This window comes from Luteimonas colneyensis, assembly GCF_014836665.1.
In the GTDB taxonomy this organism is placed as follows: domain Bacteria; phylum Pseudomonadota; class Gammaproteobacteria; order Xanthomonadales; family Xanthomonadaceae; genus Luteimonas; species Luteimonas colneyensis.
The window spans coordinates 208,111-233,192 of the sequence record NZ_JACSQJ010000003.1 but is presented as its reverse complement, the minus strand read 5'-3'; the positions used below and the strand labels follow the sequence as shown (position 1 = coordinate 233,192).

Below are 25,082 nucleotides of genomic sequence, written 5' to 3'. Positions count from 1 at the left end.
TGTCCCGCGCGCGGAACAGACGTCGGTGATTCGGGCCGCTGATCCCAAGCCTGCCAGTACAGCCCTGGCACGGCGCGATGTTCAGGCCGGACCTTGGGCGCGCCCCAGGCAGATGCTGGCCGCAGGGCCCCGGGTCAGAACCCCGCGATCCCCCGATACCACCCGATCAGGTCACCGCCCCACATGAAGACGATCCACCCGGCGATCGCCAGGTAGGGGCCGAACGGAATCGGCGTGGCCTTGTCGCGCCCCTTGGCGAACAGCCAGGCGCTTCCGATCACCGCGCCCACCAGCGACGAGATCAGGATGATCGGCAGCACGCCCGCCAGGCCGCACCAGGCGCCCAGCGCGGCCAGCAGCTTGAAGTCGCCGTGGCCCATGCCTTCCTTGCCGGTGAGCTGCTTGAACACCCACCACACGCTCCACAGACTGACGTAGCCGGCGATCGCGCCCAGCAGCGCGGCCTTGGGCCCGATGTAGAGGTTCTCCACCGCCGCGATCAATCCCAGCCACATCAGCGGCAGGGTGAGCGAATCCGGCAGCAGTTGCGTGCGGAAGTCGATGCCCGACAGCGCGATCAGGAAGCAGGTCAGCAGTCCCGCGCCGAAGCCCTGCCAGCCGAAGCCGAAGCGCCACACACAGGCCAGCAGCAGCAGCATCGTCAGCAGCTCGACCGCAGGGTACTGGATCGAGATCGGCGCCTTGCAGTTGCGGCACTTGCCGCGCAGCGCCAGCCAGCTGAACACCGGGATGTTCTCGTACCAGCTCAGCTGGTGGCCGCAGTGCGGGCAGTGCGAGCGCTCCACCACGATGCCGGGCGGTGGCGGGTCGTAAATCTCCGGCTCGCCGAGCATCTCGCGGCTGTCGCGCTTCCACTGCCACTCCATGCGCCGCGGCAGGCGCAGGATGACGACGTTGAGGAAGCTGCCGACGAGCAGGCCGAGGCCTGCGACCAGCGGGTAGCCGATCTCGGGGTTCTGGTCGAGGAAGGCCACTGCTGAGTCAGACCACCGCGGCCAGCTTGAAGATCGGGAGATACATGCCGATGACCATGCTGCCGACCACGCCGCCGATGAAGATCATGATCATCGGTTCCAGCAGGCTGGACAGCGCGTCCACGGCGTTGTTGACCTCTTCCTCGTAGAACTCGGCCACCTTGAACAGCATGGTGTCGAGCGCACCGGCCTCCTCGCCGATGGCCGCCATTTGCACGACCATGTGCGGGAACAGGTTGACCTGCTTCATGGCCATGTTGAGCTGGTAGCCGACGGCCACGTCGTCCTTGATGTTGTGCACCGCTTTCTCATACACGGTGTTTCCGGTCGCGCCGGCCACGATGTCCAGTGCTTCCACCAGTGGCACACCGGCCTTGAAAGTCGTTGCCAAGGTACGGGCAAAACGGGCGATGGACGAGTTGTGCATCACTTGGCCGATGATCGGCACTTTCAGGATCATGCGGTCGCAGAAGTGCTGGAAAGCCGGGGACCGCTTGAAGAAGAAAATCGCGGCAAAGATAGTGCCGCCCACAATCAGCAATACCAGCCACCACCAGGCCACCATGAAGTCGGATGCAGCCACGATCATCTTGGTGAACGCAGGCAGGTCCGCGCCGAAGCCCTGGAACACCGCTTCGAACTGCGGCACCACGAAGACCAGCAGGATCGCGCTCACGATCAGGGCGACCGCCACGACCGTGGCCGGGTAGAACAGCGCCTTTTTGATCTTGCCCTTCAGGGATTCGATGTTTTCCTTGTAGGTGGCGATCGTCTCGAGCACCGTCTCGAGCACACCTGCGCCTTCACCGGCCTTGACCAGGTTGCGGTACAGCTCGTCGAACTGCACCGGGTGCTTGCTCATGGCCTCGTAGATCGAAGAGCCGCCCTCGATGTCCAAGCGCAGCGAGTCGACCATGGCCTTCATGCGGGGGTTTTTGTTGCCGTTGGCGATGATTTCCAGCGCCTGCACGATCGGCACGCCCGACTTGATCATCGTCGCCAGTTGGCGGCTGAACACCGCGATCTCCTTGGCGGAGATCGTCTTGCCCGCGGCGCCGAACAATGGTTTGGGCTTGGGCTTGACCACCTGCGGCGTGATGCCCTGGCGGCGAAGCTCGGCGCGCAGCAGGTTGGCGTTCTTCGCCTGCTGCTCGCCCTTCATCTTCTTGCCGCGCTTGTCAGTGCCCTGCCAGACGAAGGGCGTCAGGTCCACGCCCTGCCGCGTGGGCGCAGCAGGCTTCTTCGCGGCGGATCGCGCGGCGCTACCGGTAACTGACATCTTGGGACTCCCCTAAAGGTCCGGAACCCCGGCCGGACCGCAAGCATGCATCCTAAACCCTTGCGGCTGAAAGTGAAATTTCCGTATGTGACGGGCTGCCGGGTTCGGACATCCTGCCCTCAGTCAACGGTGACGCGGTTGATTTCGGCCAGGCTGGTGAGGCCATTCCTGACCTTGAGCAGGGCGGACTGCCGAAGGTCTCTGACCCCCGCCCGCTGCGCAACTTCCGCGATCTGCAGCGCGTTGCCGCCTTGCAGGATGATCTCCTGGATCTCCTCGGCCATGGGCATGACCTGGTAGATGCCCACCCGGCCCTTGTAGCCCCCGGTGCACTCATCGCAGCCCACGGCCTCGTAGACGGTGAAGCCCGCGTGGATTTCATCGGCCGTGAAGCCCTCGGCCAGCAGGGCGTTGTCCGGCAGTTCCGCCGGCTTCTTGCACTTGGGGCAGAGCCGCCGGCAAAGGCGCTGGGCGATCACCAGCGTCACGGAGCTGGTGATGTTGTAGGGCGCAATGCCCATGTTCATCAGGCGCGCGATGGTCTGCGGGGCGTCGTTGGTGTGCAGGGTGGAGAGCACCATGTGGCCGGTCTGGGCGGCCTTGATGGCGATCTCGGCGGTTTCCAGGTCGCGGATCTCGCCGACCATGATGATGTCCGGGTCCTGGCGCAGGAAGCTGCGAAGCGCCGCGGCAAAGGTCATGCCGCGCTTCACGTTCTGCTGGACCTGGTTCACGCCGGGCAGGCGGATTTCCACCGGGTCCTCGGCGGTGGAGATGTTGCGGGTCTCGTCGTTCAGGATGCCCAGCGCCGTGTACAGGCTGACCGTCTTGCCCGAGCCGGTGGGGCCGGTCACCAGCACCATGCCGTAGGGCTTGTGGATGGCTTCCAGGAACAGTTCCTGTTGTTCGGGTTCATAGCCCAGCTTGTCGATGCCCAGCTTGGCGGCGCTGCCGTCCAGGATACGCAGCACCACCTTTTCGCCGAACAGGGTCGGCAAGGTGCTGACGCGGAAGTCGATCTGCTTGGTCCTGGACAGATTGAGCTTGATGCGGCCGTCCTGCGGCACGCGCTTTTCGGCGATGTCCAGCTGGGCCATGACCTTCAGGCGGGCGGTGATGCGCTGGTTGAGCTTGACCGGCATCCTGGCGGTCTGTTTCAGGATGCCGTCGATGCGCAGGCGGACGCGGTAGTCGTTCTCGTAGGGCTCGAAGTGGATGTCCGAGGCGCCCTTCTTGATGGCGTCGATCAGGACCTTGTTCACGAACTTGACCACCGGGGTGTCGTCACCCTTGGCGTCCACGCCGGAGTCCCCGCCCTCGTCCTCGCCGCCGGTGATGTCGAGGGAATCCAGGCCGTCGCTGTCGCCCAGGTCGTCGCCGAAGGTGTCGCCGGCGTCCTGCCAGAGCTCCATGCAGCGGCGGAGCTTGTCTTCGTCCACCAGGATCGGCTCCACCACCAGGTTGGTGTGGAACTTGACCTCGTCCAGGGCGTGGGTGTTGGTCGGGTCAGGAGTACCCACGAACAGGCGCCCGCCGCGCTTGAACAGGGGCAGGATGGGGTGCTTGGCCAGCAGCTCTTCACTCACCAGCTTGATTGCGCTCTGGGTACCGTCCATCACGGTGGGATCGAACACCGGCATGCCGAACTCGATGGAGTGGGCGGCACCGATCTGGGCCGGCGTGGCCAGCTTGTGCTCGCGCAGGTACTGGGTGATGGGCTTGCGCTCTCCGGAGGCCTTGTCCAGTGCTTCGCGGGCCGTGACGTCGTCCAGGACACCGTCCAGGACCAGGCGGCGTGCGATGCCGGTGATGCCGATCAGATTGGCCGATGCGACTGCGTTCATTGGTGATCCCCTTCGCGACGGGCAGACTTTAGCGCAAGCGTCCGCTGTGCCACAGCCCGACGGGCGTCACGCTCCTGCCGATGACCCTGCCGCGGGACGGGGAATCCCGCTACCCTTGCCGCAAAGGGGAGATCATGCACGTTTCAGTCATCCTGCCTGCCAAGAATGAGGCCGAAGGCCTGCGTCGGACCCTGCCTGCGCTTCGGACACTGCTGCCTGACGCCGAGGTGATTGTGGTGGATGATGGGTCTACCGACGACACCGCCGATATAGCCGCCAGCCTTGGTGCGCGCGTGCTTTCTTCACCCTACTCGATGGGCAACGGCGCCGCCATCAAGCGCGGCGCGCGCGCGGCGATCGGCGAGGTTCTGGTGTTCATGGATGCGGACGGCCAGCACGACCCTGCGAGCATCGGCAGCCTGCTGGAGAAGGCGGGCGAGGGCTACGACATGGTGGTCGGCGCCCGCGACTGGGCGGGGCAGGCGGGCGTCCACCGCGGGGCGGCCAATGCCTTCTACAACTGGCTGGCCAGCCGGATGACGGGATTCGAGGTCAAGGACCTCACCTCGGGCTTCCGGGTGGTGCGGGCGGAGAAGTTCCGGGAATTCCTGCACCTGCTGCCGAACGGGTTCAGCTATCCGACCACGAGCACGATGGCGTTTTTCAGGAGTGCCTATCCGGTAGCCTACGTGCCAATCCCGGTAGCAAAGCGACTGGGGAGGAGTCATATCCGACTGGTGAGGGACGGGATCCGGTTCCTGCTGATCATCTTCAAGGTTGCGACGCTGTATTCGCCGTTGAAGTTGTTCGTGCCGGTGTCTGGCGCGTTCTTTGCGACGGGATTGGGCTATTACCTGTTTACCTATTTCACGCAGGGCAGGTTTACCAACATGAGCCTGCTGCTGTTCAGTGCCGCGGTCATCATCTTCCTGGTCGGCTTGGTGTCCGAGCAGATCACGGCCCTGACGTACCGGCGGGATGACTGAGCATCTGCCCGTCGGGGGAGCGGATGCCCGTCCGGTCCTGCTCGTGCTCGCCTCGACGTATCCACGCTGGCCTGGCGATCCCGAACCCGGATTCGTTCATGAGCTGGCGAAGCGCCTTCTTCCACGCTTCCGCGTCCATGTCCTTGGCCCGCACGCACGGGGATCTGCCACCAGGGAAGTGATGGACGGCGTCGAAGTGCACCGCTACCGCTATGCCCCCGTCCGTTTGGAAACCCTGGTCAACGGCGGTGGCATCGTTACCAACCTCAAGCTGCACCCGTGGAAACTGTTGCTGGTCCCGGGCTTCGTGCTGGCACAGTTTTGGGCCGGCTGGCGGCTGTGCAGGCGCTTGAGGGTGGACGTGCTGCATGCGCACTGGCTGGTTCCACAGGGGTTGATGGCGGCCTGCCTGGGATGGCTGCCGGGGCGGACGGTCCCGTTTGTCGTCACCTCCCATGGCGCTGACCTGTACGCGCTCAGGGGGCGTTTGTTCAACAGCATCCGGAGGTTCGTCCTCAGGCGTGCGTCCGCGGCCTCCGTGGTCAGCAGCGCCATGTGCGACCTGCTTGAGTCGACGGGAATGCCGGTCGAGAAGGTCCATGTCCTGCCCATGGGAGTGGATGTGGAGGGGCGATTCACTCCGGATCCGGCAATAGAGCGGTCCAGGAACGGCATCCTTTTCGTCGGCCGACTCGTGGAGAAGAAGGGCGTCCGGCACCTGCTTTCGGCAATGCCACGCCTGCTCGATGCTATTCCTGATGCCTACCTGACCATTGCAGGCTTTGGTCCCGATGAAGAGGCACTGCGCGAGCAGGTCCGCCAGTTGGGGCTTGAGTCGGTAGTGCGTTTCACGGGAGCACTGCCGCAATCAGAGCTTCCCGACCATTACCGAAGCGCGGCGGTTTTCGTTGCTCCATTCGTCCGGGCTGGATCCGGTGACCAGGAAGGTTTGCCCGTTGCCCTCATGGAGGCGGTGTCCTGCGGCTGCCCCGTGGTGGCAGGCGACATACCGGGAATCGGTGACCTGTTGGGACGCGATCGCGCAGACGTCTGCGTCGATGCGCGGGATGAAGCAGCCTTGGCATCCAGGATCATCGAGGTGCTTGCCGATCCGGTTTTGGCCCAGGAGCGGGCCTGTCGTATCCGCACCGCCGCCGCTCGGCACGTGGACTGGGCACGCATCGCGGACGGCTATGCGACGCTGCTCGTCGACAGTTTTCACGGGAGATAACAACGGATGGCAAAGCAGCCCAAGCTGGTGCTTCGTGAAAGCTGTGTGGCCGATATGAGCGCAGGTTGGTCCGCAGGCAGCTTCCTGGAAACGGGAGCAGGAACGGGTGGCATGACGCGTCTGTGGCTGGAACGCGGTTTTCATGGCGTTTGCCATGATCTCGGCGCGGACAGTCGACAGATGATGCGCGACAACCTTGCGGTCCACGGGGAGGCCATCCGGGTTGTGGATGACCTCTCGCTGCTGCCGGAAGCCTCGTTCGACTACCTCCTGTCCTTCGAGGTGCTGGAGCACATCGAAGACGATGTCGCCGCGCTGACGGAGTGGGCGGCGTATCTCCGGCCCGGTGGCCGCCTGATGGTGTCGGTGCCGGCCCACCAGCGAAAGTACGGCAAGTCGGACGAACTGGTCGGACATGTCCGGCGCTACGAGAAGCGGCAGCTGTGCGACCTCCTCGAATCGGCCGGGTTCGTTGATATCCATATCGTCAACTACGGATACCCAATCACCGAGCTCACCAGGCGGTTCTCCAACTACCTGGTTCGCCACGAGACGGGGCATCAAGGCATGAGCCCCCAGCAGCGCAGCATCCGCAGCGCGCAGGGCAAGCCCCCCACGATCAGGCGCTGGCTGAAGGTGTTCAGTGGAAACCTGGTCTTGCCCTTCAAGGTCGTGCAGCGGTTTTTCTATCGCCTCGACCTTGGGGATGGCTACGTGGCGACGGCCAAGTGCCGCTGAGCGGCCAGGCGACGCAGCGACGGTTCGATCGAGCCCACCAGTGCCGCCCAGTCCGGCACGGCGATGTCGGCGGTGGTTGGCCGTGCAAGCTGTCGCAGTACCGCATCGGCCAGCCCGCTCGGGTCGTCGGCAGTAAACAATGCCGTGGGACAGTCACGGAAAAGGTCCGACATGGCTCCCACGTCGGCAGCAGCCACGGGCAGGCCGCAAGCCAGCATTTCATAGGCTTTCTGCGGAAAGCAGTAGCGGCCGAAGGCGGTGTCGAGCACGGAGATCACGCCGACGTCCAGTGCGCTGAACAGGGTGGCGACGTCGTTGTGCGCCATCTCGCCCAGGTAGTGCACGCGCTCGTCGCGAGGTGGCGGAAGTTCGCCCCGATACGGGCCGGCCAGGACCAGGTGGACATCCGGCCTGCCGGACCGGATGCGCTCCCATGCTGCATATAGAGCCGCGATGCCTTTGTCGCGGTAAAGGCCGCCGGCGGTACCGATCAGCGGCATATCAAGCGGAAGCCCGAGCTTGCGGCGCGCGCCTATCGCGTCTTGTCGATGGAACACCGCCTTGTCCACGCTGCTGGGCATGGTGACCACACATTCACCAGGCAGCCCATACCCGTTGACGACAAGCTGCCGCAGCGGCTCACTGGTGGTCGTCACCAAGGCCGCGCCTCGGGTTCCCCAGCGCAGCATCGGGACGAAGCAGGGAATGCGCGCTTGTCCAAATCCTTCGAAGTTGTCGTAGAGATCGACGACATAGGGCACTTCAAGACGATCCGACAGGAGTCGGCCCAGTGCCACGTGCGGAATGTCGGATGCCGCGACCAGCATGTCTGGCCGGAAGGCTCGAAGCCTGCGAAGCAGCGAGGCGGGATAGCGCAGCAGGCCGGGTAGACCAAGCCGGCCGAGGGGGCGTGATTCCCAGTGGAGAGTGCCTGGGCTCCCGTCGTGTATCCATTCACCTGGAGCGCCGCGCCCGTAATCGAGGCAATAGCCACGGACCTCATGTCCCAGGCGGGCAAGCTGGCGCGGGATCTCGTAAAGTCGCGCATAGCGATCAAGGATCACGTCCTTGCCCATGTAGCGGCGCTTGCACAGGAAAGCGATTCGCATCAGCGCTCCAGAAGCCGCTTCGCGGCAGTCAATGCCGCGCCCACCACCTGGTCCATATTGTAGTAGCGGTACTGCGCCAGTCGTCCCACGAACGTTACATCGGGCTCGCTCAGGGCCAGTGCCTCGTAGCGCTTGTAGAGAGCCTCGTTCGCATCGCTTGGAATCGGATAGTAGGGATCACCTTCCGCCCGGGGGTACTCCCGAACGATGGATGTGCCGGGATGTTCCTGCCCCGTGAGGTGCTTGAACTCCGTGATCCTCGTGTAGGCGTGGTCGTTCGGATAGTTCACCGTGCCGACCTGCTGGAAGCGGGCGACCTCGGGCAGATGTTCGTGTTCGAACCTCAAGGATCGATAAGGAAGATGCCCGAAGCGGTGGTCGTAAAATGCATCGACGGGTCCCGTGTACACCACGTGCCGGCAACGATGGCTGTTCCTGATGTCTAGGAAGTCGACTCCGGTCTCCACGCTGATGTTCGGATGGTCGAGCATGTTCTCGAACATGCGGGCATAGCCATGCGAGGGCATTGCCTGGAACGTGTCGGTGAAGTAGCGGTCGTCGCTGTTGGTGCGGGTGGGAATGCGGGCAGCAACTCCGGCCTTGAGCGCGGATGGTTCCAGGCCCCACTGCTTGCGCGTGTAGTTGAGGAAGAACTTCTCGTAGAGGTCGCGTCCAACCGAGTTCAGTACTACGTCCTCGCTGGTCCTTATCTGGTCGCGAGGCTCCCGCACCTGCTCGAAAAAAGACTGCGCGCCGGCCTCGTCCAGATCCAGCCCGTACAGCTGGTTGAGGGTGTCGCGATTGATGGGAAAGGGATAGCTCTTTCCATCGACCACTCCGAGCACCCGGTGTTCGTATGGCCGCCAGCCGGTGAAGCGTGACAGCCATTGGAAAATTCTCTCCCCATTCGTGTGGAAAATGTGGGGACCATAGCGGTGCACGAGTACGCCATGGGCATCATATTCGTCGTACGCATTGCCGGCGATGTGGGTGCGCTTGTCGACTAGACGTATCTGTCGGCCGGCATCGGCAAGAGCGCGAGCCACCGAGGCGCCGGCAAAGCCGGCTCCGACGACCAAGCAATCATTCACGGGCGAATTCCCCATTTCTGATGTCTTTTTCCTTTCAGTCCAAGCAGGCCGTCAAAGCATCCGGCAACGAATGCATGGGCCTGAGCGAATCTCCTGGGCTCCTTCAACATCGCTGCAAGAAAGCGAACCAGAGATCCTGGAAGAGTATGGGTGAACAGCTTCGTGCCGTAGTGGGTGCGCGAAATCAACAGGCGGTTTCTGGTGTCGTAGTAGCGCTTCCAGGGAGGAAGCGCTAGGCAGGTCAAAGTCCTGCCGGGTAGTTGGATCTTGTACGGCCTCGACTTTGGATGCTCGATGCGGCTTTTCCCCGCGATCACAATTTCCGCACCAGCCTTCTGTGCGCGAACACAATACTCCACATCGTCAGCTGCGATGAAATAGCCCGCGTCTGGAAGGCCGATTCGCTCCACCAGTTGGCTATGTATCAGGAAGCCCAGGAACGGAAGCGATTGCACCTTCGCGCAGTCCGGTACGTCGCTCGCGAACTCGACCTCGCGTTTCGGGAGGGGGGTGATGAGTGTGGTCAACCAGGATGTGCTCGCGCCACTCGAGGCGAGTGAGCCGTAGATATGTTCTGGGTCTTCCGCTACGCGCATCAATTGCTCTAGCGCGTCTATATGCGGCTCGGCATCATCGTCCATCATCCAAGTCCAACCTGACCCGCCCTCGATGGCCCTCTCAAGACCTATAGAGAACCCTCCTGCTCCACCGGTGTTCTCAGAAAGAGCGATCACTTCGAATCGGGGATGGGACGTCCAGCCGTCACTTTCGAGAAATTCACGCGTCCCGTCGTCGGATGCATTGTCTACAACCAGAATTCGTTCAGGTAGCCGGCTCTGGCGTGTCAGTGCCTCCAGACAACGCTGAAGAAGTTCCCTGCGGTTGTAGGTTACAACCAGGGCGGTGACGTGGGTCATGGTGATCCGGAAGATTATTAATGGTTCTGGTGTCGGGGGAGGAATCTATGTAAGCCGGGTCGGGCGCTCGATCCCATAATCCACGTACTCTACTTTTCTCACGTTGTTCCCCAATCTGGTATCGAGATTGACTAGGAACAGGTGCTTGGGGCAGCGGAGCATGGCAGGAGGTGGGGTGAGGTAATCGGCTCCATAAAAAACCTGCAGAACGTTGTCAGGCCGCCTAGGGGCGAGGAACTGTAGCCCCTCGAAATCCATGCGTTGCAGAGGAAAGATATCCGTCGCCTTGAACACTCGCGTCCAGTGCACGTCAAACCCGTATCCGACGAGCGGCGATGATCCTCTGAAAACACGATTCAGCCTCGTTCGCCGGAGTATCGACCGATACATTTTTATCGGCGTTCCGGCGCCGGCCAGAGGGTGCAGAACTTCCAGGCATCTGTTCGCAAACTTATACGTCCAAGGCAGGGATGAATCCTTGGCGTCGTTGATCTTTGATAGATTGCGATAGAGCCATTTCAGTGCCATGTCGATTCTGAAGCCCATCGGCCGGGCGTGGAAGGCATCGATGGGAAGGATGTCTACGAACAGCCCTTTCCCCTGGTCAGCCATGCTTTCAGGGTGGGCTTCAGTGATCTTGCTATGGACGTCCCTGATCTTGCAGGGCACGGCATAGCATGCATGTCCGTCGATCTGATCCGAGTCTTCGAGCTGGAGATGGCTTGGAAGGACAGTTGGCGCGATTCTAAGAAACCGCTCGTAGTCGGGCCGTGGCATAGCGATGTCGATATCGTCGTCCCACGGTATGAAGCCGCGATGACGAACGGCACCAAGCAGTGTTCCTCCATCGAGCCAGTACCTGATTCCATTTTCAAGACAAATGCGGTCAATAATCCTAAGTATGCCGAGTTGGACGAGTTGGACCGCGCGCAGGGTGCTTTGTGCGGTATGGTCCAAGTCGGGAATCGACGGGCTGGCTGGACTTTGCTGCATGACTAGAGCTGGTTTCCGGCATCGAGGTGCTTGGCAAATTTTTCTGCCATCTCCAAGTCGCGCGGTGTATCGATCTCTCTCAGCTCAAGCAGGCTGGCGCATAGTGGCGTGAGTTTCTCGAGTTCCTCATAGACATAACCTGATCCGTGGTCGAGCAGCCGGGAGTCACCAGAAACAACGTTTGCCCACTCATAAAGCCTGTCCGCCTCTCGCGTAAAGCCGCTAATGAAAGTCGTTTCCTCAGCACCAGGGGGGGCGGACAGGTCGACATTCACGGCATTCTCGCTGCGGCTTAGTGCAATGGCGGCGACGGTGTCGTGTTCGGCGGCCATGCGTGCGAAGTCGCCCAGCGAGGACGGATCTATGATCAGGTCGCCATCCAAGAATATGGTTTTTCCGCTCAATCCTCTGGCGCCCGAGGCCATGCTCTGAACTGTATTGGTACTGCGGAAATCAGGGTTCCTGACGATCACCACGTTTCTGTGAAGGTTCGAACACAGGTTGATGACCAGATCTTCCCTGTAACCGACAACCACATGGATCCGCCTGACGTGCGGCGTCAGACTGTCGATCATCCTGCTCAACAGCGTCCTGCCGCCGATCTCAAGCATGCACTTTGGTAGGCCATGTCCCAAACGGGAGCCGAGGCCGGCTGCTGCGATTACAGCGTTCTCAACAGGCTGCACAAGGTTCCTCCGTCGTGCACAACAAAGTCGGATGCGGCGATCGCGGCGGCAGCGGGGCTGTGTACGCCGCCGTAGGCAATGGAGATATCAGCGCGCTCGAACATCGGAACGTCGTTGGCGCCGTCACCAATCGCGATGATGCGTTCAAATCCCTGTTTGCGCAGGACTGTGACCGCGGCCGCCTTGTTCAAGACGCTCGTTAGGGTGATCTTTCCGTTGGATCTGTAAGCGGTGGACAGGAAGTATTCGCAATTCAGTGGCGCTAGCGCCTTCCGCAGCCAGATGTCTAGGTTGCCGCTTATCACGAAGCAATTGTCTGGGTTGCTGCCGATGAAGGAAGCTATTCGCTCATCGACAGGGATTTCCTGGACGATGTCCTCGACTTTCGATGTCTCGACCTGTGAAAGCAGGGCAACGCGTAACCGCATCGAGTCCTCGAACGGAATCAGACCGTCCATGGTCAACTTCGTGAGTAAGGCAATCTCCCCGGACAACCCCAGTTCTGCGGCGATGCTGGGAAGAAGTTCCGTCGTTGTCAACGTGCCGTCATAATCAAAGCAGTACGCCGTACTCACGACCGCTCCAATACGAAGAAGTGCTGCTTGGTGTCCGTCCTGTTGTTCAGGGCAGGGTCGTCGTACATAGGGGCATCGTGTATCAGCTTGAATCCGGCCGGAGCCATATGTAGGGAAAGGAGTGACATCAGATCTTCCTTGCTCCTGTATATCGCATTGTAGTCGGCCTCCAGTTCCTCGGAGTAGTGATCTTTGATGGTCAGGCGCTGCTTCAGGGCGATAGGTTCGCGGAAGATCGCTCGTGCGTTGTGGCCGGCTGCGTCGGCGATGCAGCGGCCGGAACTCACTATCTCTTCGTCGTTGAGATAAATATAGATGCCGCAGCAGAGAATCAGGTCGAACGGCGCCTGTGAACCTAGGGAACTGAGCGAAAAATCGTCAGCCGATGCAACCGAGAATTGCACATTGGTTCGGTGCGCGTGGGACCGTCTTGCGTAATCTATCAGTCCCGGGCTGAAGTCGAGGCCATGGTAATAGCTGCAGCGCTCGCTCAGGATGGATGTCCAGCGCCCAACCCCGCATCCGACATCCAGCACTCGGTCGCCGGGTCTGGTATCCAGCACCGGTAGAAGGGCTTCCTTCTCCGCGCGGTCGCGTGCCTCCGCCAAGGTTGGATGCTTGTCCTGGTACAGGACTGCTTTGATCGCTCCGAGTTCCTGGGCTCTCGCTGCCCGCTGCTCGAAGAACTTAAGCGTGTTATCCCTATGAATCCGGGGCTTTGCGTCGCTCTGGTCGCGTGTAATGTGCTTTGTCATGTCTGCTGATGAGTCAAGAGCGAAGTGTGGACAGGTCCGAAAGTTCTATGATTTCCTGACAGCTGCGCAAGGAGCTTTCCTTGTGCGCGATGATGACGACGGTTTTCCTGCCGGACAGCTGCTCGATGGCGCTGTTGAAAGCTGCTTCAGTCTCGGGATCCAAGGCGCTGGTGGCTTCATCCATGAACAATACTGGCGGATCTCTGTAGAGCGCGCGAGCGATTCCGAGTCGCTGCCTCTGTCCACCTGACAGACGGACTCCCCGTTCGCCGATCCTAGTGTCGTATCCATCCGGCAGATCTTTCGTGATGAAGTCATGGATTTGGGCGATGCGTGCAGCGCGTAGTACGGAAGTAACGTCGATTTCCTCCGGCTTGACGCCAAAAGCGATGTTTTGAGCGATGCTCGCGTCGGTCAGGTAGACGTGTTGTGGGACATATCCGATGGAGCGCTGCCATGCGCGTAGATTGTTGCGGGTTATTTGGATTCCATCGACCGTAAGCGTGCCGGCTTGAGGTTCGAGCAGACCCAGCAGGATATCCATGAGCGTGCTTTTCCCCGAGCCGCTGCGGCCGGAGATGCCGAGGCTGGTATTGATCGGGATCTGCAGATCGAGATCCTTGAGAACCGGTCTGGAGCGGGCTGACGGGTAGGTGTAATGGATGCCGTGCAGCCTTATTTCTTTCGCCAGGGTAATTGCATTTTCGGTCGCGTCGGCGTGCCGTGTTATCGGGAGACTCAAATCGTGATGGATCGCGTGCAGGGACGCGGAAGAGAAGCGGAGGCGGGCGAATCCCCTGTACATGATCTGCACTGCAGGTAGCAGGCGATAGGCGGAAAAACCATACAGGCCGAGTGCGGGAAGCACCTGGGCGATGTCGTTCGACCGGATAAGCAGATACAGCGCGATTCCGATAAGGCCGGAATAGCCGACGGCCTCTACCAGATAGAGAGGGGAGTGGCTCAGCGTCTCAGCGGTGGCGAAGTGTCGTGAGAAGTTGCGGGAGTGCGCGGAGAAGTCCTGAAGGCACGCTGCTTCGGACTGAGTGACCTTCACCTCCTTGATGCCGCTCAACGCCTCGTTACAAGCCTGATAGCGTTGGGCATTTGCGGCTTGGCGCTCGCCGCCGATGCGTGCCAAACGCTTTCGTACGAACAGATAGATCGTTCCGTAAAGAACGGTCACGGTGGCAACGATATGGACGGCAACGAGAGGGTCGTATGCGAACACCAGCAGCACCATCGCCAGCACGATCGCACCCTGGGCGATCAGCTGCGACAGCGGCTGGAGCAGTTCGAATGTGACCTGGTCGACCTCGGACAGCACGTTCTTCGACAGCGTTGAGGAATTGTTTCCGAGGAAAAATTCGTAGGGCTGGTGGAGGTATGCACCGAGAAGCCGGCTGCTCAGCGAGTGGCGCTGGAGATGGATGAAGCGGTTCAGCAGGTGGATGGTCACCGTTTTGAAGATCGAGGACAGCACGACCACGACCATGGACGCCAGGCCGAGCATGACGATGAAAGTCTGGATATCGTTGGCCCCCGTCCAGGCATGCACTTGCCGGAGCAACGGGTGCTCGTCCACGACCTCGGGTCGGCCGAGCACGGAGAGGAAAGGCATGATCGAGACCACGCCGAGGGTCTCGACAAGGGCCATCAGGACTACGAGGGCGAGCATCAGCAGGGCCTTGCGCTGCTCGGGCGGCGTGAACAGGCCCCATGTCTTCCTCAGTGTTTCATTCATTTCCTTTCCACCTGCGGGAAGTCCATGCAATCAGCCGCACGGTGGCGGAAGACAGCAGTGACAAGCCACCCATTGCCAGCAGCAGTTGTTCCGGTCTGTAGGGAATGGAGTAGCGCGGCTCGGCCTGGAGAATGGTGTGGACAAGGGTGACGTAGACCACGAAGGTTGCGACCATGACCGGCGCGAAGGGGATGCTGGACTTCGGAAGCCATCCGCGTGAGCACGCCAACGCGGCAAGCCCGGCCAATGCGAACAGCAACGGATTCCCCAGTCTGAGCATCGTCGCGGTAGCCCTGAAGACGGGCTGGTTGTCGTACGGACTGGCGCGGGGGGGGAGGAAGTGGAAGCCTCCCGAACCGAGGCGAATGTCCCAGTCCCACAGCAGAAATGGCTTCTCAAGAAGGTACCAGCTCGCGTATCGCAGGGGGGCGTGGGCCACGCGTGAATGGATCGCGGCGAGGCCTTCCCGCGGAGATTGCGTGACCAGGATGATTTCCTCGTCGATCGCCTCGATGACCTTTTGCGCGGACTCATGCTGGCGGCGGGCACGCCAGGCGGCGTGGTACAGCGGCCAGGAGCCCTGGACGAAGTTCATTTGTGCCCGGTGCGCGTTCGAGCGGCTGCCTTCGACCTGTGCGGGGCTCACCGTGGACCATGCCGCCATCACGGCTACAAGCCCCGCTGCAAGCGTGAGAGGTATCTTCGGGTGTCTTCGCAGCAGGCCCAGGGCCACCAGGGCAACGGGGAACAGGACTACCAGCGTGTTCACAAGTGAGGCGTAACCGAACGCGAGTCCTGCCGCGAGGGCGAGCCAGGGTGACTGCCTGCGCCAGGCGACGGCGGTCAGCCAGAGCGCCAGCACCACGGAGAATCCCAGCATGGTCTCGCTCAGCAGCGTGGAGGCGAATACCACATGGTGCGGCCAGACTGCCAGGAGCGCACCGGCTGCGACTGCGAAGCCCGGCTTCAGCCATTCCCGGCCCAGGATCATGGTCAGCAGCACCGTTGCGCTGCTGAAGAGCACCTGCAGTGCCTGCGCACCGGGCAGCCACGCAGGCCCGAAGCCGGCAAGCTTCATCGGCAGCAGCAGGAACAATGGATAGCCCGGCGGCCTGAAGCCATCCGGCGTTGGTGCCGCTGCGCTTGGCGCGGAGGAGGAGTACACCCCGTACTCGCCGAGATTCCTTGCGTAGTTGACGTAGTCGTTGATATCACCCGCGATCTGGATGGGTGTATCCGCACCAATGAGGTAGATGCCGCGCATCGCCAGCGCGACGAGCGTGACCAGTGCCGCCGCAGCCGGAAACCAGCGGAGGGACCCACGGCTGTTCTGATCGGGATCGGCGGTCATGGGTCAATGCTCCCGGTTGCAGTGGAGCCAGGACCATCTTGCAGGGAGGGTGGTCCTGCCTCTCCTCCGGTCTGGCTGGCGGAGCTGTCTTCGCGCAATTGTTCCAGCAGTTCGTCCCAGTGCCTCGTCCAGGACGATTCCGCCATTCTGTCCCGCATCCGGAGGGCCGGGCTCGAGGCCCGTGCCACGGGGGCCCCGGCATCCAGGTAGCGCTCGAGGTGCCCCAGTGCCACCGCCGGACTGCAATGTGTTGCCAGCAAGGCCGTCTGGTTCTGGACAGCTTCGGGGCGGGGCTGCGCACGCAGCCGAACGGAGAAGAACATTTCCGCCTCATGGCATTGATGGCGACGCAGCGCCTGCAGGCCCAGCAGGTCCGCGATGCGTGCCTGTTCCTCGGCAGATGCCGGGCGCTCGGGAATAGCGCGCTGGAGTAGCTCGGTCACGGCGGTATCCGGAAGGCCTGTGCATGGATGCCGGGAGCCTGGCGCCAGTACGCTCCCGAGCCATTGGTTGACGATGTCCAGTCTGATGCCTTCGGCCCCGATGGCGTGGCCGGCTTTCTCAAGGTCGGAGCGTGCAACCATTTCTCTCTGGCACCTCAGGTTCAGGAGATTGAGGGCGAACTGGGCTTCTCCAGGATGGCGGGCCAGGTTGTCGACCAGGCGCCGTTCGGCGGTGGCCACGTGGCCGTGCGAGAGCTCTTGTTGCGCAGCGTAGGTCTGTGCCCTTGCGGATTCCGGATTGCGGGTGGCCCAGTCCCGGGCGAGCGCGAGGGGGTCGCTCCAAAGGGTGGCCTGGGCGAAGGTGAGCATCAACAGCAGTAACGTGGCCGCGGTTCCGCCGGCGATTCGGAAGGTTCGATAACGTCCGGGCGCGCACAGCCACCACGCAACAGGCCAGAAAATGAGGGTCGCCGGGAGATAATTGCGATGCTCGAAATAGAGTTCGAGCATAAGCGGTCCGCTTTCCAGAGCGTGCCCCGCGAGGAAGAACAGCAGGGCGCAGGCCAGTATGGGCCTGGATCGACGCAGTCCCCAACCGGTCAATGCCATCGCAAGGACCAGAAAAAGCGCGGGAAGGGTGCTCCACGGCGAGAACAGCCCTGAAGAGGCGACGAAGCTGTCCGCGAACACGCCCGTGTTGCCCAGGCCAGGGACGAACAGTTGGTGCAGGTAATCGACCAGCGCCCGTGGCTGACTCAGCAGGCGTTGGCCAAGGTCGAAGCTGCGCCGGGCATTGCCTCCGGACGCCTCCCAACCCAGCGCGGCCAGCGCGGCGAAGATGGCCATCGACGGGGCAGTTGCCAGCAGGAACCGGGACCTGCGTGCAGGGCCGTCTTCGGCCCGGGAGGGACGTAGTACGGTTACTTGCAGGACGAGCAACAGCAGCGGAAGCAGGAAGCCATTGGCCTTGCTCAAGCCTGCGAGCAGTCCGAGAAACGGCATTGCGGCGATGGCCCACGTCCAGCCGGCCCGGGGGCGTCCTTCGTCGAAGGCGTCGCGGCTGGCGATCCAGGCGCGAATGCCCGCCAGCACGAAGAATGCCGCCAGCATCGCCTGCCGCTGGATGATGTACAGGACGGTGGATGCCCACAGCGGATGCAGCAGCCACAGTGCCGCGGCCATGAGTGCGGCTGCGCGAACCCGGGTGGCGTCCGCGGACAGGCGTCGCCCGAGGGCGGACAGGATGCCGTAGAGCATCAGGCCATTGACGGCGTGCAGCAGGATGCCGGTGCGCTTGAAGGAGAAGGGATCGGCAGGCCAGTCCCTGGCATCGATCAGGAAGGACAGCATCGATACCGGGCGGCCGGTCGGATCCGCGATGCCCGAAGCGAGGTAATACAGGAAAGTCTGCAGGTCGCGCACGCCGCCGTAGCGGCCCAGCGCGGGCAGGTTGGCGAAGTCATCGAACAGGAAGTCGCCGCTGGTCCCCGGCCAGTATACGAGCACTGCGGCCGACGCGAGGATCAGCCCACCGAGCCACCAGACCAGCGGACGCGCGGACAGCGGCAGTCGTGCGCGGACGCGTGGGTTTGCCATGGACGGAAAGGCTTGGCGGGTAGCGGGGCCCGCATAGCCGACAGTTTAGCGGCAGACGGAAGGCAAGTACTTCGACTCCAGCCCGGAACAGCGCCAATGGAAGGCTCCACCTTCGTCCACCATCGTCATGACCAGCGACTGGCCTGCAATCTTTGCACTTGCCTCGTTGCCAAACAGGACGTCGATCTGGCCATTCCCATTCCCGATGGTGACGGACTCCACGTAATCGCCGACGATCGACGCTGCCGTGGAGATGCCGGCCTGAGTGTTGTCGACGGGGTAGCTGGCCCTGTCGGCGTGGTAGACCACGATCGCCATGCGCGCGTCGGTGGACAGCGAAAAGCCCTCGCTTACCTGCGAGCGGGCGACGTAGTCCTGGTAGGCCGGCAAGGCGATTGCAGCCAGGATGGCGATGATCGCCACCACGATCATCAGTTCGATCAGCGTAAAGCCTTGGGCGCGTTTCATATGGCCCCCCCCTGTAGCTGCCATTCTTCGTCTGTATCCGACGCGTTGCGTCAGGCCGTTGCGCTTGCTGGCGCATACCGGAACTGAAAGGCGGGACCCGGCGGTCGTGACGTCGACGCATGCCGCGTCGATACCCCATATCGCGCCCCCTGCTCCATCAATGACTGTGCAAGAAGCTTGCCAACCCCCTTGTCGGGGATCTCAATCCGGGGGTGTGAGCGCAGTGCCGTGTACGGACTCGCCTGCAAGAATGCGATGGGACAGCTGGCGCCTGCCGTTCCTGTCCTTGGGGGGCGACAGCTCCACTGCCAGTGCGGCCTCTGCCTTGGCCTCGGCGGCCGAGCCCCGAGCCATCAGGGCCTCTGCCATGAGCATGTGGGCAAAAGGCTCTTGAGGCTCGATGTCCATCGCGGCGCGGAGTGCATTCATCGCAGACTCCGGGTTGCCGAGGCGAAGTTCCAGGTGGCCGACCGCCCTGAAATAGAAATAGCGGTGGCCGCTATCCTGGAAGAGGGTCGGGGAGGTCCTGATTCGCTCCAGTGTGCCCTCGATCATGTCGGTGTCACCATCGCGCACGGCGATCATGAAGCCGTTGACGTAGCAGTTGTCGCAGGCCGTTCCGTCGTCGAGTGCCTGCCTGACCAGCTTCCGCGCGTTGTCGTCGTCACCGACGAATATGTAGGCGCTGATGAGGTTCCCGAGCGCGTGCGGACTCCCGGGGTTGCCCCGAACGGTCCATTCCCAAAGAGCCACGTTGTTCGACCATAGCGGGATGGTGGTGCGGATGTTGGGGATTGCCCAGGCCAGCCACGCGAGTGCGAGGACTGGCAGCAGCTTCGAAAGCAGGGGCATTCCGGCGAGTACGTGGCGGAACTCATGGATGATCAAGGGCAGGAGGGTGCATGCGAGCGCAATCGCTCCGATGGCGTAGCGTTCGTGGTAGATACTGCCGTCGAACTGGATCGGAATGATTCCAAGCACGGGAAGGAGGTAGGCCGTCGCGGCGAGCACGAGTACCCCGAGCGCCGGGAAACGCCTGGACAGCGCCAGGAAGCCCAGACCCAGAATACCCAGGGCTCCAAGGATGCGCAGGCCCATCAGCCAAGCGCTGGTGCCGAATTGCACGGATCCGATCGGATGCAGCGGATTCAGGTCGGTCGGGATGCCGATCACGACCGACCAGTACTTGAGATAGACATAGGCGATGGCATCCAGCCGGGCTTGGTCGGGGGTCAGCATCCAGGGCTCGAGGCCAGCGATCGTTGCGCCCATCATGGTGCGGCGCAGCCCCAGATAGAGGAGCCCTGCGAGCAAAAGTGCCGTGTACACGGGCCAGTTGCGACGCAGCAGTGCAAAGATCCGGGTGGCAGGAGCAAGGTTGCGATCGCTGCGCTGCAGCCAATCAAAGAGGAAGACGATTGCGGGAAAGCTGGCCGCGGATTCCTTGGCACCTGCGCTGAGCAGGAAGCAACCGGCCACGGCCAACGCGCGCAGCCAGGGATTGTCGATGCGACGGGAGCACAGCAGGCCTGCGAGTGCCGCCATGACCTGGACCTGGTCGAACTGGCAGCCGATCCAGGTGACGGATTCGACCAGCATGGGGTGCAGGCCGTACAGCAGCCCGCTGAGCGGCGGGAGGAGCTTGCGCCACTTCCATTCCGGGGGCGTGAGCGACTTGGCGAGCACTGCCACAAGGGTGACGTTGGCCAGATGCATCCCCAGGGTGACCATGTGCATCGGCTCGGGTGCACCGCCAAACAGCCGGGCCTGGAGCACGAACAGGGCCACGACGAGCGGCCTGAAATAATGTGTCCACTCGTTGAAGCCGGTGAAAATGTAGTGCTTCCAGGCATCGCCGTGGTACAGCCACCCGCGCTGCTGGAACGTCAGCAGGTCGTCCCAGACGTAGCCGGCCTTGGTAACGGGCCAGTAGACCAGTAGCACCAGGGCCGTCGCGGCCACAACTGCCGATGCGAATACGAGCTTGTCGTCCGCTGCCACGCTTGGGGTCCTGCGGCGTGCCGGAAGCAAGGCGGGGCTCTGGTCAAGCGGGTACGTCACGGAGACTGATCGTCAAAGTGGGCAGATGAAGCCGGATAGCGGGCTTCGAGCGCGGACAGGGCGCTCGAGGTCCTGCCGCTTGTCGGGTTCCGGCGTATCGACTCCAGAAGGTTCCGTCCTTCGGCGATCGCGTCGGGCTCACCGGAGGCCAGCAGGAACTCTGCCAGGCCAAGCAGTGCGGATGTGCCGCTCCCACTCAAGGCGACCGCTTCGCGCTGCATGCGGATGGCGAGCTCGCGGTCGCCCAGGATGTTCCAGGCAACGTTGGCATACAACGTGTGCAGCCTTGCGTTGCGCGGGTTCGCGGCGATGACCTGGAGCAGGGTGGCGAGCAGCTCGTCGTCCTGCAGCTGGCAGGTACCGGAAACCCGGCACTGGATGACGGCGTACAGGGACCCGATGCCTTCCGGTCCCAATTGGCGCTGCAGCAGAAGTCGACGAAACTGATCCCAGGTGCCTGCGGGTGGGGGGGTGCCCTGTTGGCCGCTGAGCACGATGATCGCCTGCGGAATCAGCGGTGATGCCGAGGGCAAGTGGCTTGCGCGCTGCAGTGTGCCCATGCCGAGTGACCATGCCGGCGAGGAAGGGTCACCGTGTGCGGCTTCCACCATCTGGGTGGCGAACCCATACGCGGCCCGAGCGGAGCCGGGAGCCCGGTTTTCAAGCGTCAGCGCGAGCTTGGCTGGATTGCCCCAGGTTGCACCCTGTATTGCACCCAAGGCCGAAATCGCCAGGGTCACGGTTGCCGCAAGAGTGAGACGGGCGTCTCCATGCAGGCGTTTCGTGGCCGTGGCGAGGAGGCTGGCAATGACGAGCAGCGGACCCAGCAGTGCCAGGTAGTTTCGGTGTTCGAAGGCAAGCTCCAAGGGGATCGGGCTGCTGGTGATGGCGTGGCAGGCGAAAAACCACGCCGTGCCGAACGTTACCAATGGCCAGCGCCGTCGCAGTGCCCAGGCTCCGAGCACGGCTGCAAGGATCGCCGCGATGGACAGGATCGTCCGGGCGTCATGCCAAGGGGTCAGTGAAACCGGGAAGTCGTCGTAATAGAACCGGAAGGTGTCGGACGCCGGCCAGAAGATCAGGGCCAGGTAGTGGCACAGGACCGGAAACTGGGTGCTTGTTCGCCCTGCCGCGTCGAACGCGCGTGGCGCATACGCGGCAGCGCTGGTGAGCGGCAGGACCATGATGATGAACGCCGCCAGCGCAGCGAGGCCGCCTGTCGCGAAAGCCCCAATGAGCAGGCGGTCGGGCATGCCGCTCCGGTTTCGGAAGCCGAAGCATATCCATTCGACCAGCACGGCCAGGGCGGGGGCTATGGCTGCGCTTTCCTTGAAGCCAAGCCCGATTGCCCACGTGGCCGCGGTCAGCACGAGGAATGGCCAGGCTCTGTCGCCTGCCAGTTGCCGCCGACGGAAGGTGACGTAGGACAGCAGGGAGAGAAGGACTCCGGTGGCTGCGCCGATCTCCATGCGCTGCACCGTGTAGGCGACCGTGGACGCCTGGACGGGGTGGGCTGCCCATGCAAATGCGATCAGCCAGGCTGCCGGCGCCAGTGACAGCGGCGTGCTGGATGGCAAGGGACGGGCTGCAAGAACGCGGTGAACGAGCAGGGCGACAAGTACACCGTTGATGGCGTGCAGCGCCAGCGACGTCGCCTTGAGCCACCAGGGGTCAAGGCCGGTTGTCGCGTGGTTGATGGCGAAGCTGAGCATCGACAGCGGCCGTCCACCATCGCTGGTCAGTCCGCTGTTCATGGCGTCAAGCAGTGCCCGGGGTGACAGGGAATCCGCTTTCCAGCCGCTGGCCCGGACCAGGTTCGGGAAGTCGTCAAAAATAAATCCACCCGGGAGCGCCATGTGCCATACCAGCCAGATGGCTGGAATCAGCAGCAGGGGAGCAACGCGGCGGAGTGTTGGGTCGCGGGTGGACATTGGATGGCTCTAAAAAAGCAAGGGCCGCATTGCGGCCCTTGCATATACAACAGTAGTGCTGTGCGATCAGTCGCGGCAGACGCTCGGCAGGTACTTGGTCTCGATGGTGCTCTCGGTGCAGGTCCAGGAGATCGAGCCGCCCTGGTCGATCGGGCTCAGGACGAGGTTGTCGCCGCTGACCTTGGCGCTGGCGCTGTTGCCCATCGTGGCGCTGATCACGCCGCCGCTCACGGCGACCCCGGTGACGTAGTCACCGGTGATGCTGCCCGCGACGGCAAGGCCGGCGGTGGTGTTATCGATGCCCGTGAAGGCACCCGTGTTGGCGTACTCCTCAGCCACAGCGGTCTTGGCGCCCGATGCCAGCGAGTTGGCCTCCGAAACCTGCGAGCGGGCCACATAGTCCTGGTAAGCCGGCAGCGCAATCGCGGCCAGGATGGCGATGATCGCAACCACGATCATCAGTTCGATCAGGGTAAAACCAGACTGCTTCTTCATTTGGGTAACTCCCCTAGGGTTGATTTGAACTTCACGTGCGGCGGTGCCGGCTTGGGTTCCGGAACCGCTGATGCCGTGCGATGCCGCACGTGCAGGGAAGTGTATGCAGAACCCGTGCCAAGTGTGGGTTCTCGACCGCGGATGAACGGATATGCAACCGGATTCACGATCCGGAGTGTCACTGGCGGGAAATTGCAGACGCGATGCGTCACTTTTTGTGGCCTGAAGTGACGCGAAAGGGCACAAGGCGACGCGATTTTGTGACCAATTTCACGGAATCTTGAATCCGGTCGTCATGGCTTGCGCGAAACCCGAGAGCTCGCCGCGCCCGTCCCGACCCGCCAGCGTCAGCGTCAGCGGCCCCTTGATCCGCTGCTCCGGGATCAGTCGATCCCGAGCTTCTTCAGCTTGTACCGCAGCGCCCTGAACGTGATCCCCAGCGCCGCCGCCGCCTTGGTCTTGTTGTACTTGCTCTCCTGCAGCGCCTGCTGGATCGCGGCGCGCTCGATCTCCTCGATGTACGAGGGCAGGGCGCTGGAGGCGGTTTCGCGCGGGTTGAGGCTGGCCGGGTTGGCGGCGGCGCCGGGCGTCGCGCCCGGCATCGGCACGGCGCGCGCGGGGCTGCTGATGACGCTGCCGCCCGGAAGCCGCAGGTCGGCGGCGGTGATGGTGTCGCCGTCGGCCATGGCCATCGCGCGCTCGAGGATGTTTTCCAGCTCGCGCACGTTGCCCGGGAAGGCGTAGCCCTCCAGCGCGGCCAGGGCGTCGGCGCCCAGCTTGGGGGCGCCGCGATGCATCGCCTGCCCCAGCCGGGCGAAGATCGCCTCGGACAGGATCGGCAGGTCGCCGTCGCGGTCGCGCAGGGCGGGCACGTGCAGTTCGATCACGTTGATGCGGTAGTACAGGTCGTGGCGGAAGCTGCCGCCGTTGACCAGGGCGCCCAGGTCCTTGTGGGTCGCGGACAGGATGCGCACGTCCACGTCGATCTCGTTCTGCGCGCCCACCGGGCGCACCTTCTTCTCCTGGATGGCGCGCAGCAGCTTGACCTGCATCGCCAGCGGCAGCTCGGCCACTTCGTCCAGGAACAGGGTGCCGCCGTCGGCGCTCTGGAACAGGCCGGGCTTGTCGGCATGCGCGCCGGTGAAGCTGCCCTTCTTGTGGCCGAAGAATTCGCTCTCCATCAGCTCGGTCGGGATGGCGCCGCAGTTGACCGGGATGAAGGGGCCGTTGGCGCGCGAGCCCTGGGCGTGGATGGTGCGGGCCACCAGTTCCTTGCCGGTGCCGGACTCGCCGCTGATGTGCACGGGCGCCTGGCTGCGGGACACCTTGGCGATGGTGTCGCGCAGGGCGACCATCGCCGGCGAGCCGCCGAGCAGGCGGCCGGCATCGTCGGGGCGGGCCTGGCGGTGGGTGTTGAGCTCCAGCGCCTGGCGCACCAGGCCGCGCAGCACGTTGATGTCCACGGGCTTGGAGACGAAGTCGAAGGCGCCGGCCTTCAGGGCTTCCACGGCGGCTTCGACGTTGCCGTAGGCGGTGATCATCGCCACGGGGGTGTCGGGGAAGCGGGTGGTGATGTCGCTGACCAGCTCGAGGCCGGAGCCGTCGGGCAGGCGCATGTCGGTCAGGCAGAGGTCGTATCGGTTCTGCGCGAGCATCTGCCGGGCGGTGCCCAGGCTGGCGGCGGTGTCGGTGCGCAGGCCCATGCGGCCGAGGGTCAGGACCAGGAGCTCGCGGATGTCGTGCTCGTCGTCGACGATGAGGGCGCTGCGGGCTTCGGTCATGGTTGAAAAGGCT

The 25,082-nt window shown here is 63.0% G+C and carries 21 protein-coding genes; 3 read left to right on the top strand and 18 right to left on the bottom strand.

The genetic code is table 11. The features are described 5' to 3' along the window. Positions 1-134: 134 nt before the first annotated feature. From H9645_RS07985 to pilB, 3 genes are all read right to left on the bottom strand, one after another. Positions 135-995 (bottom strand): prepilin peptidase, encoded by an 861-nt coding sequence (locus H9645_RS07985; RefSeq protein WP_191729168.1) that lies wholly within the window; start codon positions 993-995, stop codon positions 135-137. A gap of 7 nt (positions 996-1,002) precedes the next feature. Beyond that, complete coding sequence (locus H9645_RS07980; RefSeq protein ID WP_191729167.1) at positions 1,003-2,274, bottom strand: type II secretion system F family protein; 1,272 nt, start codon at positions 2,272-2,274, stop codon at positions 1,003-1,005. Between the two features lie 119 nt (positions 2,275-2,393). Continuing rightward, positions 2,394-4,118, bottom strand: a complete 1,725-nt coding sequence (gene pilB, locus H9645_RS07975; protein ID WP_191729166.1) for a type IV-A pilus assembly ATPase PilB — start codon at positions 4,116-4,118, stop codon at positions 2,394-2,396. Positions 4,119-4,252: 134 nt separating this feature from the next. Between pilB and H9645_RS07970 the strand changes: the two genes are divergently transcribed. Genes H9645_RS07970 through H9645_RS07960 form a run of 3 tightly spaced genes read left to right on the top strand, consistent with a single transcriptional unit; the run spans position 4,253 to position 7,073 of the window. Then, positions 4,253-5,104 carry a glycosyltransferase family 2 protein gene (locus H9645_RS07970; protein WP_225218098.1) on the top strand — a complete coding sequence of 284 codons (852 nt, stop codon included), beginning with the start codon at positions 4,253-4,255 and terminating at the stop codon, positions 5,102-5,104. Next, positions 5,097-6,335 (top strand): glycosyltransferase, encoded by a 1,239-nt coding sequence (locus H9645_RS07965; RefSeq protein WP_191729165.1) that lies wholly within the window; start codon positions 5,097-5,099, stop codon positions 6,333-6,335. Before H9645_RS07970 ends, H9645_RS07965 begins: the two co-directional genes overlap by 8 nt. Positions 6,336-6,341: 6 nt before the next feature. Further along, positions 6,342-7,073, top strand: a complete 732-nt coding sequence (locus H9645_RS07960; protein WP_191729164.1) for a class I SAM-dependent methyltransferase — start codon at positions 6,342-6,344, stop codon at positions 7,071-7,073. Here the strand turns inward: H9645_RS07960 and H9645_RS07955 are convergent. The 15 genes from H9645_RS07955 to H9645_RS07885 form a co-directional block, all read right to left on the bottom strand. Next, entirely contained in the window at positions 7,046-8,182 is a 1,137-nt protein-coding gene (locus tag H9645_RS07955; protein ID WP_191729163.1) for a glycosyltransferase family 4 protein, read from the bottom strand. The genes H9645_RS07960 and H9645_RS07955 overlap by 28 nt on opposite strands. Continuing rightward, a complete protein-coding gene (gene glf, locus H9645_RS07950; protein ID WP_191729162.1) occupies positions 8,182-9,288 on the bottom strand; it encodes a UDP-galactopyranose mutase in 1,107 nt (368 codons plus the stop codon). The genes H9645_RS07955 and glf overlap by 1 nt, the downstream gene beginning before the upstream one ends. After that, on the bottom strand, positions 9,270-10,190 hold the full coding sequence (locus tag H9645_RS07945) for a glycosyltransferase family 2 protein (protein ID WP_191729161.1): 921 nt from the start codon (positions 10,188-10,190) through the stop codon (positions 9,270-9,272). Before H9645_RS07945 ends, glf begins: the two co-directional genes overlap by 19 nt. Before the next feature lie 45 nt (positions 10,191-10,235). After that, entirely contained in the window at positions 10,236-11,147 is a 912-nt protein-coding gene (locus tag H9645_RS07940) for a LicD family protein (protein WP_191729160.1), read from the bottom strand. A gap of 38 nt (positions 11,148-11,185) precedes the next feature. Then, on the bottom strand, positions 11,186-11,794 hold the full coding sequence (locus H9645_RS07935) for an NTP transferase domain-containing protein (RefSeq protein WP_263598380.1): 609 nt from the start codon (positions 11,792-11,794) through the stop codon (positions 11,186-11,188). Between the two features lie 50 nt (positions 11,795-11,844). Further along, the gene (locus H9645_RS07930) at positions 11,845-12,444 is read right to left on the bottom strand and encodes an HAD-IB family phosphatase (protein ID WP_191729158.1); all 600 of its coding nucleotides are present in this window, start codon (positions 12,442-12,444) and stop codon (positions 11,845-11,847) included. After that, complete coding sequence (locus H9645_RS07925) at positions 12,441-13,199, bottom strand: class I SAM-dependent methyltransferase (protein WP_191729157.1); 759 nt, start codon at positions 13,197-13,199, stop codon at positions 12,441-12,443. The genes H9645_RS07930 and H9645_RS07925 overlap by 4 nt, the downstream gene beginning before the upstream one ends. Positions 13,200-13,212: 13 nt before the next feature. Further along, on the bottom strand, positions 13,213-14,943 hold the full coding sequence (locus H9645_RS07920; RefSeq protein ID WP_191729156.1) for an ABC transporter ATP-binding protein: 1,731 nt from the start codon (positions 14,941-14,943) through the stop codon (positions 13,213-13,215). Then, positions 14,936-16,294: an ArnT family glycosyltransferase gene (locus H9645_RS07915; protein WP_191729155.1), complete on the bottom strand. Its 1,359-nt coding sequence runs from the start codon at positions 16,292-16,294 to the stop codon at positions 14,936-14,938. Before H9645_RS07915 ends, H9645_RS07920 begins: the two co-directional genes overlap by 8 nt. Further along, on the bottom strand, positions 16,291-18,333 hold the full coding sequence (locus H9645_RS07910; protein ID WP_191729154.1) for a hypothetical protein: 2,043 nt from the start codon (positions 18,331-18,333) through the stop codon (positions 16,291-16,293). The genes H9645_RS07915 and H9645_RS07910 overlap by 4 nt, the downstream gene beginning before the upstream one ends. 45 nt (positions 18,334-18,378) lie before the next feature. After that, complete coding sequence (locus tag H9645_RS07905; RefSeq protein ID WP_191729153.1) at positions 18,379-18,801, bottom strand: pilin; 423 nt, start codon at positions 18,799-18,801, stop codon at positions 18,379-18,381. 201 nt (positions 18,802-19,002) lie between these two features. Continuing rightward, positions 19,003-20,802, bottom strand: coding sequence for a tetratricopeptide repeat protein (locus tag H9645_RS07900; protein ID WP_191729152.1), 1,800 nt, complete (start codon positions 20,800-20,802; stop codon positions 19,003-19,005). 56 nt (positions 20,803-20,858) lie between these two features. Then, on the bottom strand, positions 20,859-22,793 hold the full coding sequence (locus H9645_RS07895) for a tetratricopeptide repeat protein (protein ID WP_191729151.1): 1,935 nt from the start codon (positions 22,791-22,793) through the stop codon (positions 20,859-20,861). Positions 22,794-22,859: 66 nt separating this feature from the next. Continuing rightward, on the bottom strand, positions 22,860-23,288 hold the full coding sequence (locus tag H9645_RS07890; RefSeq protein ID WP_191729150.1) for a pilin: 429 nt from the start codon (positions 23,286-23,288) through the stop codon (positions 22,860-22,862). A 383-nt stretch (positions 23,289-23,671) separates the two neighbouring features. After that, the gene (locus H9645_RS07885; RefSeq protein ID WP_191729149.1) at positions 23,672-25,069 is read right to left on the bottom strand and encodes a sigma-54-dependent transcriptional regulator; all 1,398 of its coding nucleotides are present in this window, start codon (positions 25,067-25,069) and stop codon (positions 23,672-23,674) included. Positions 25,070-25,082 lie beyond the last annotated feature (13 nt).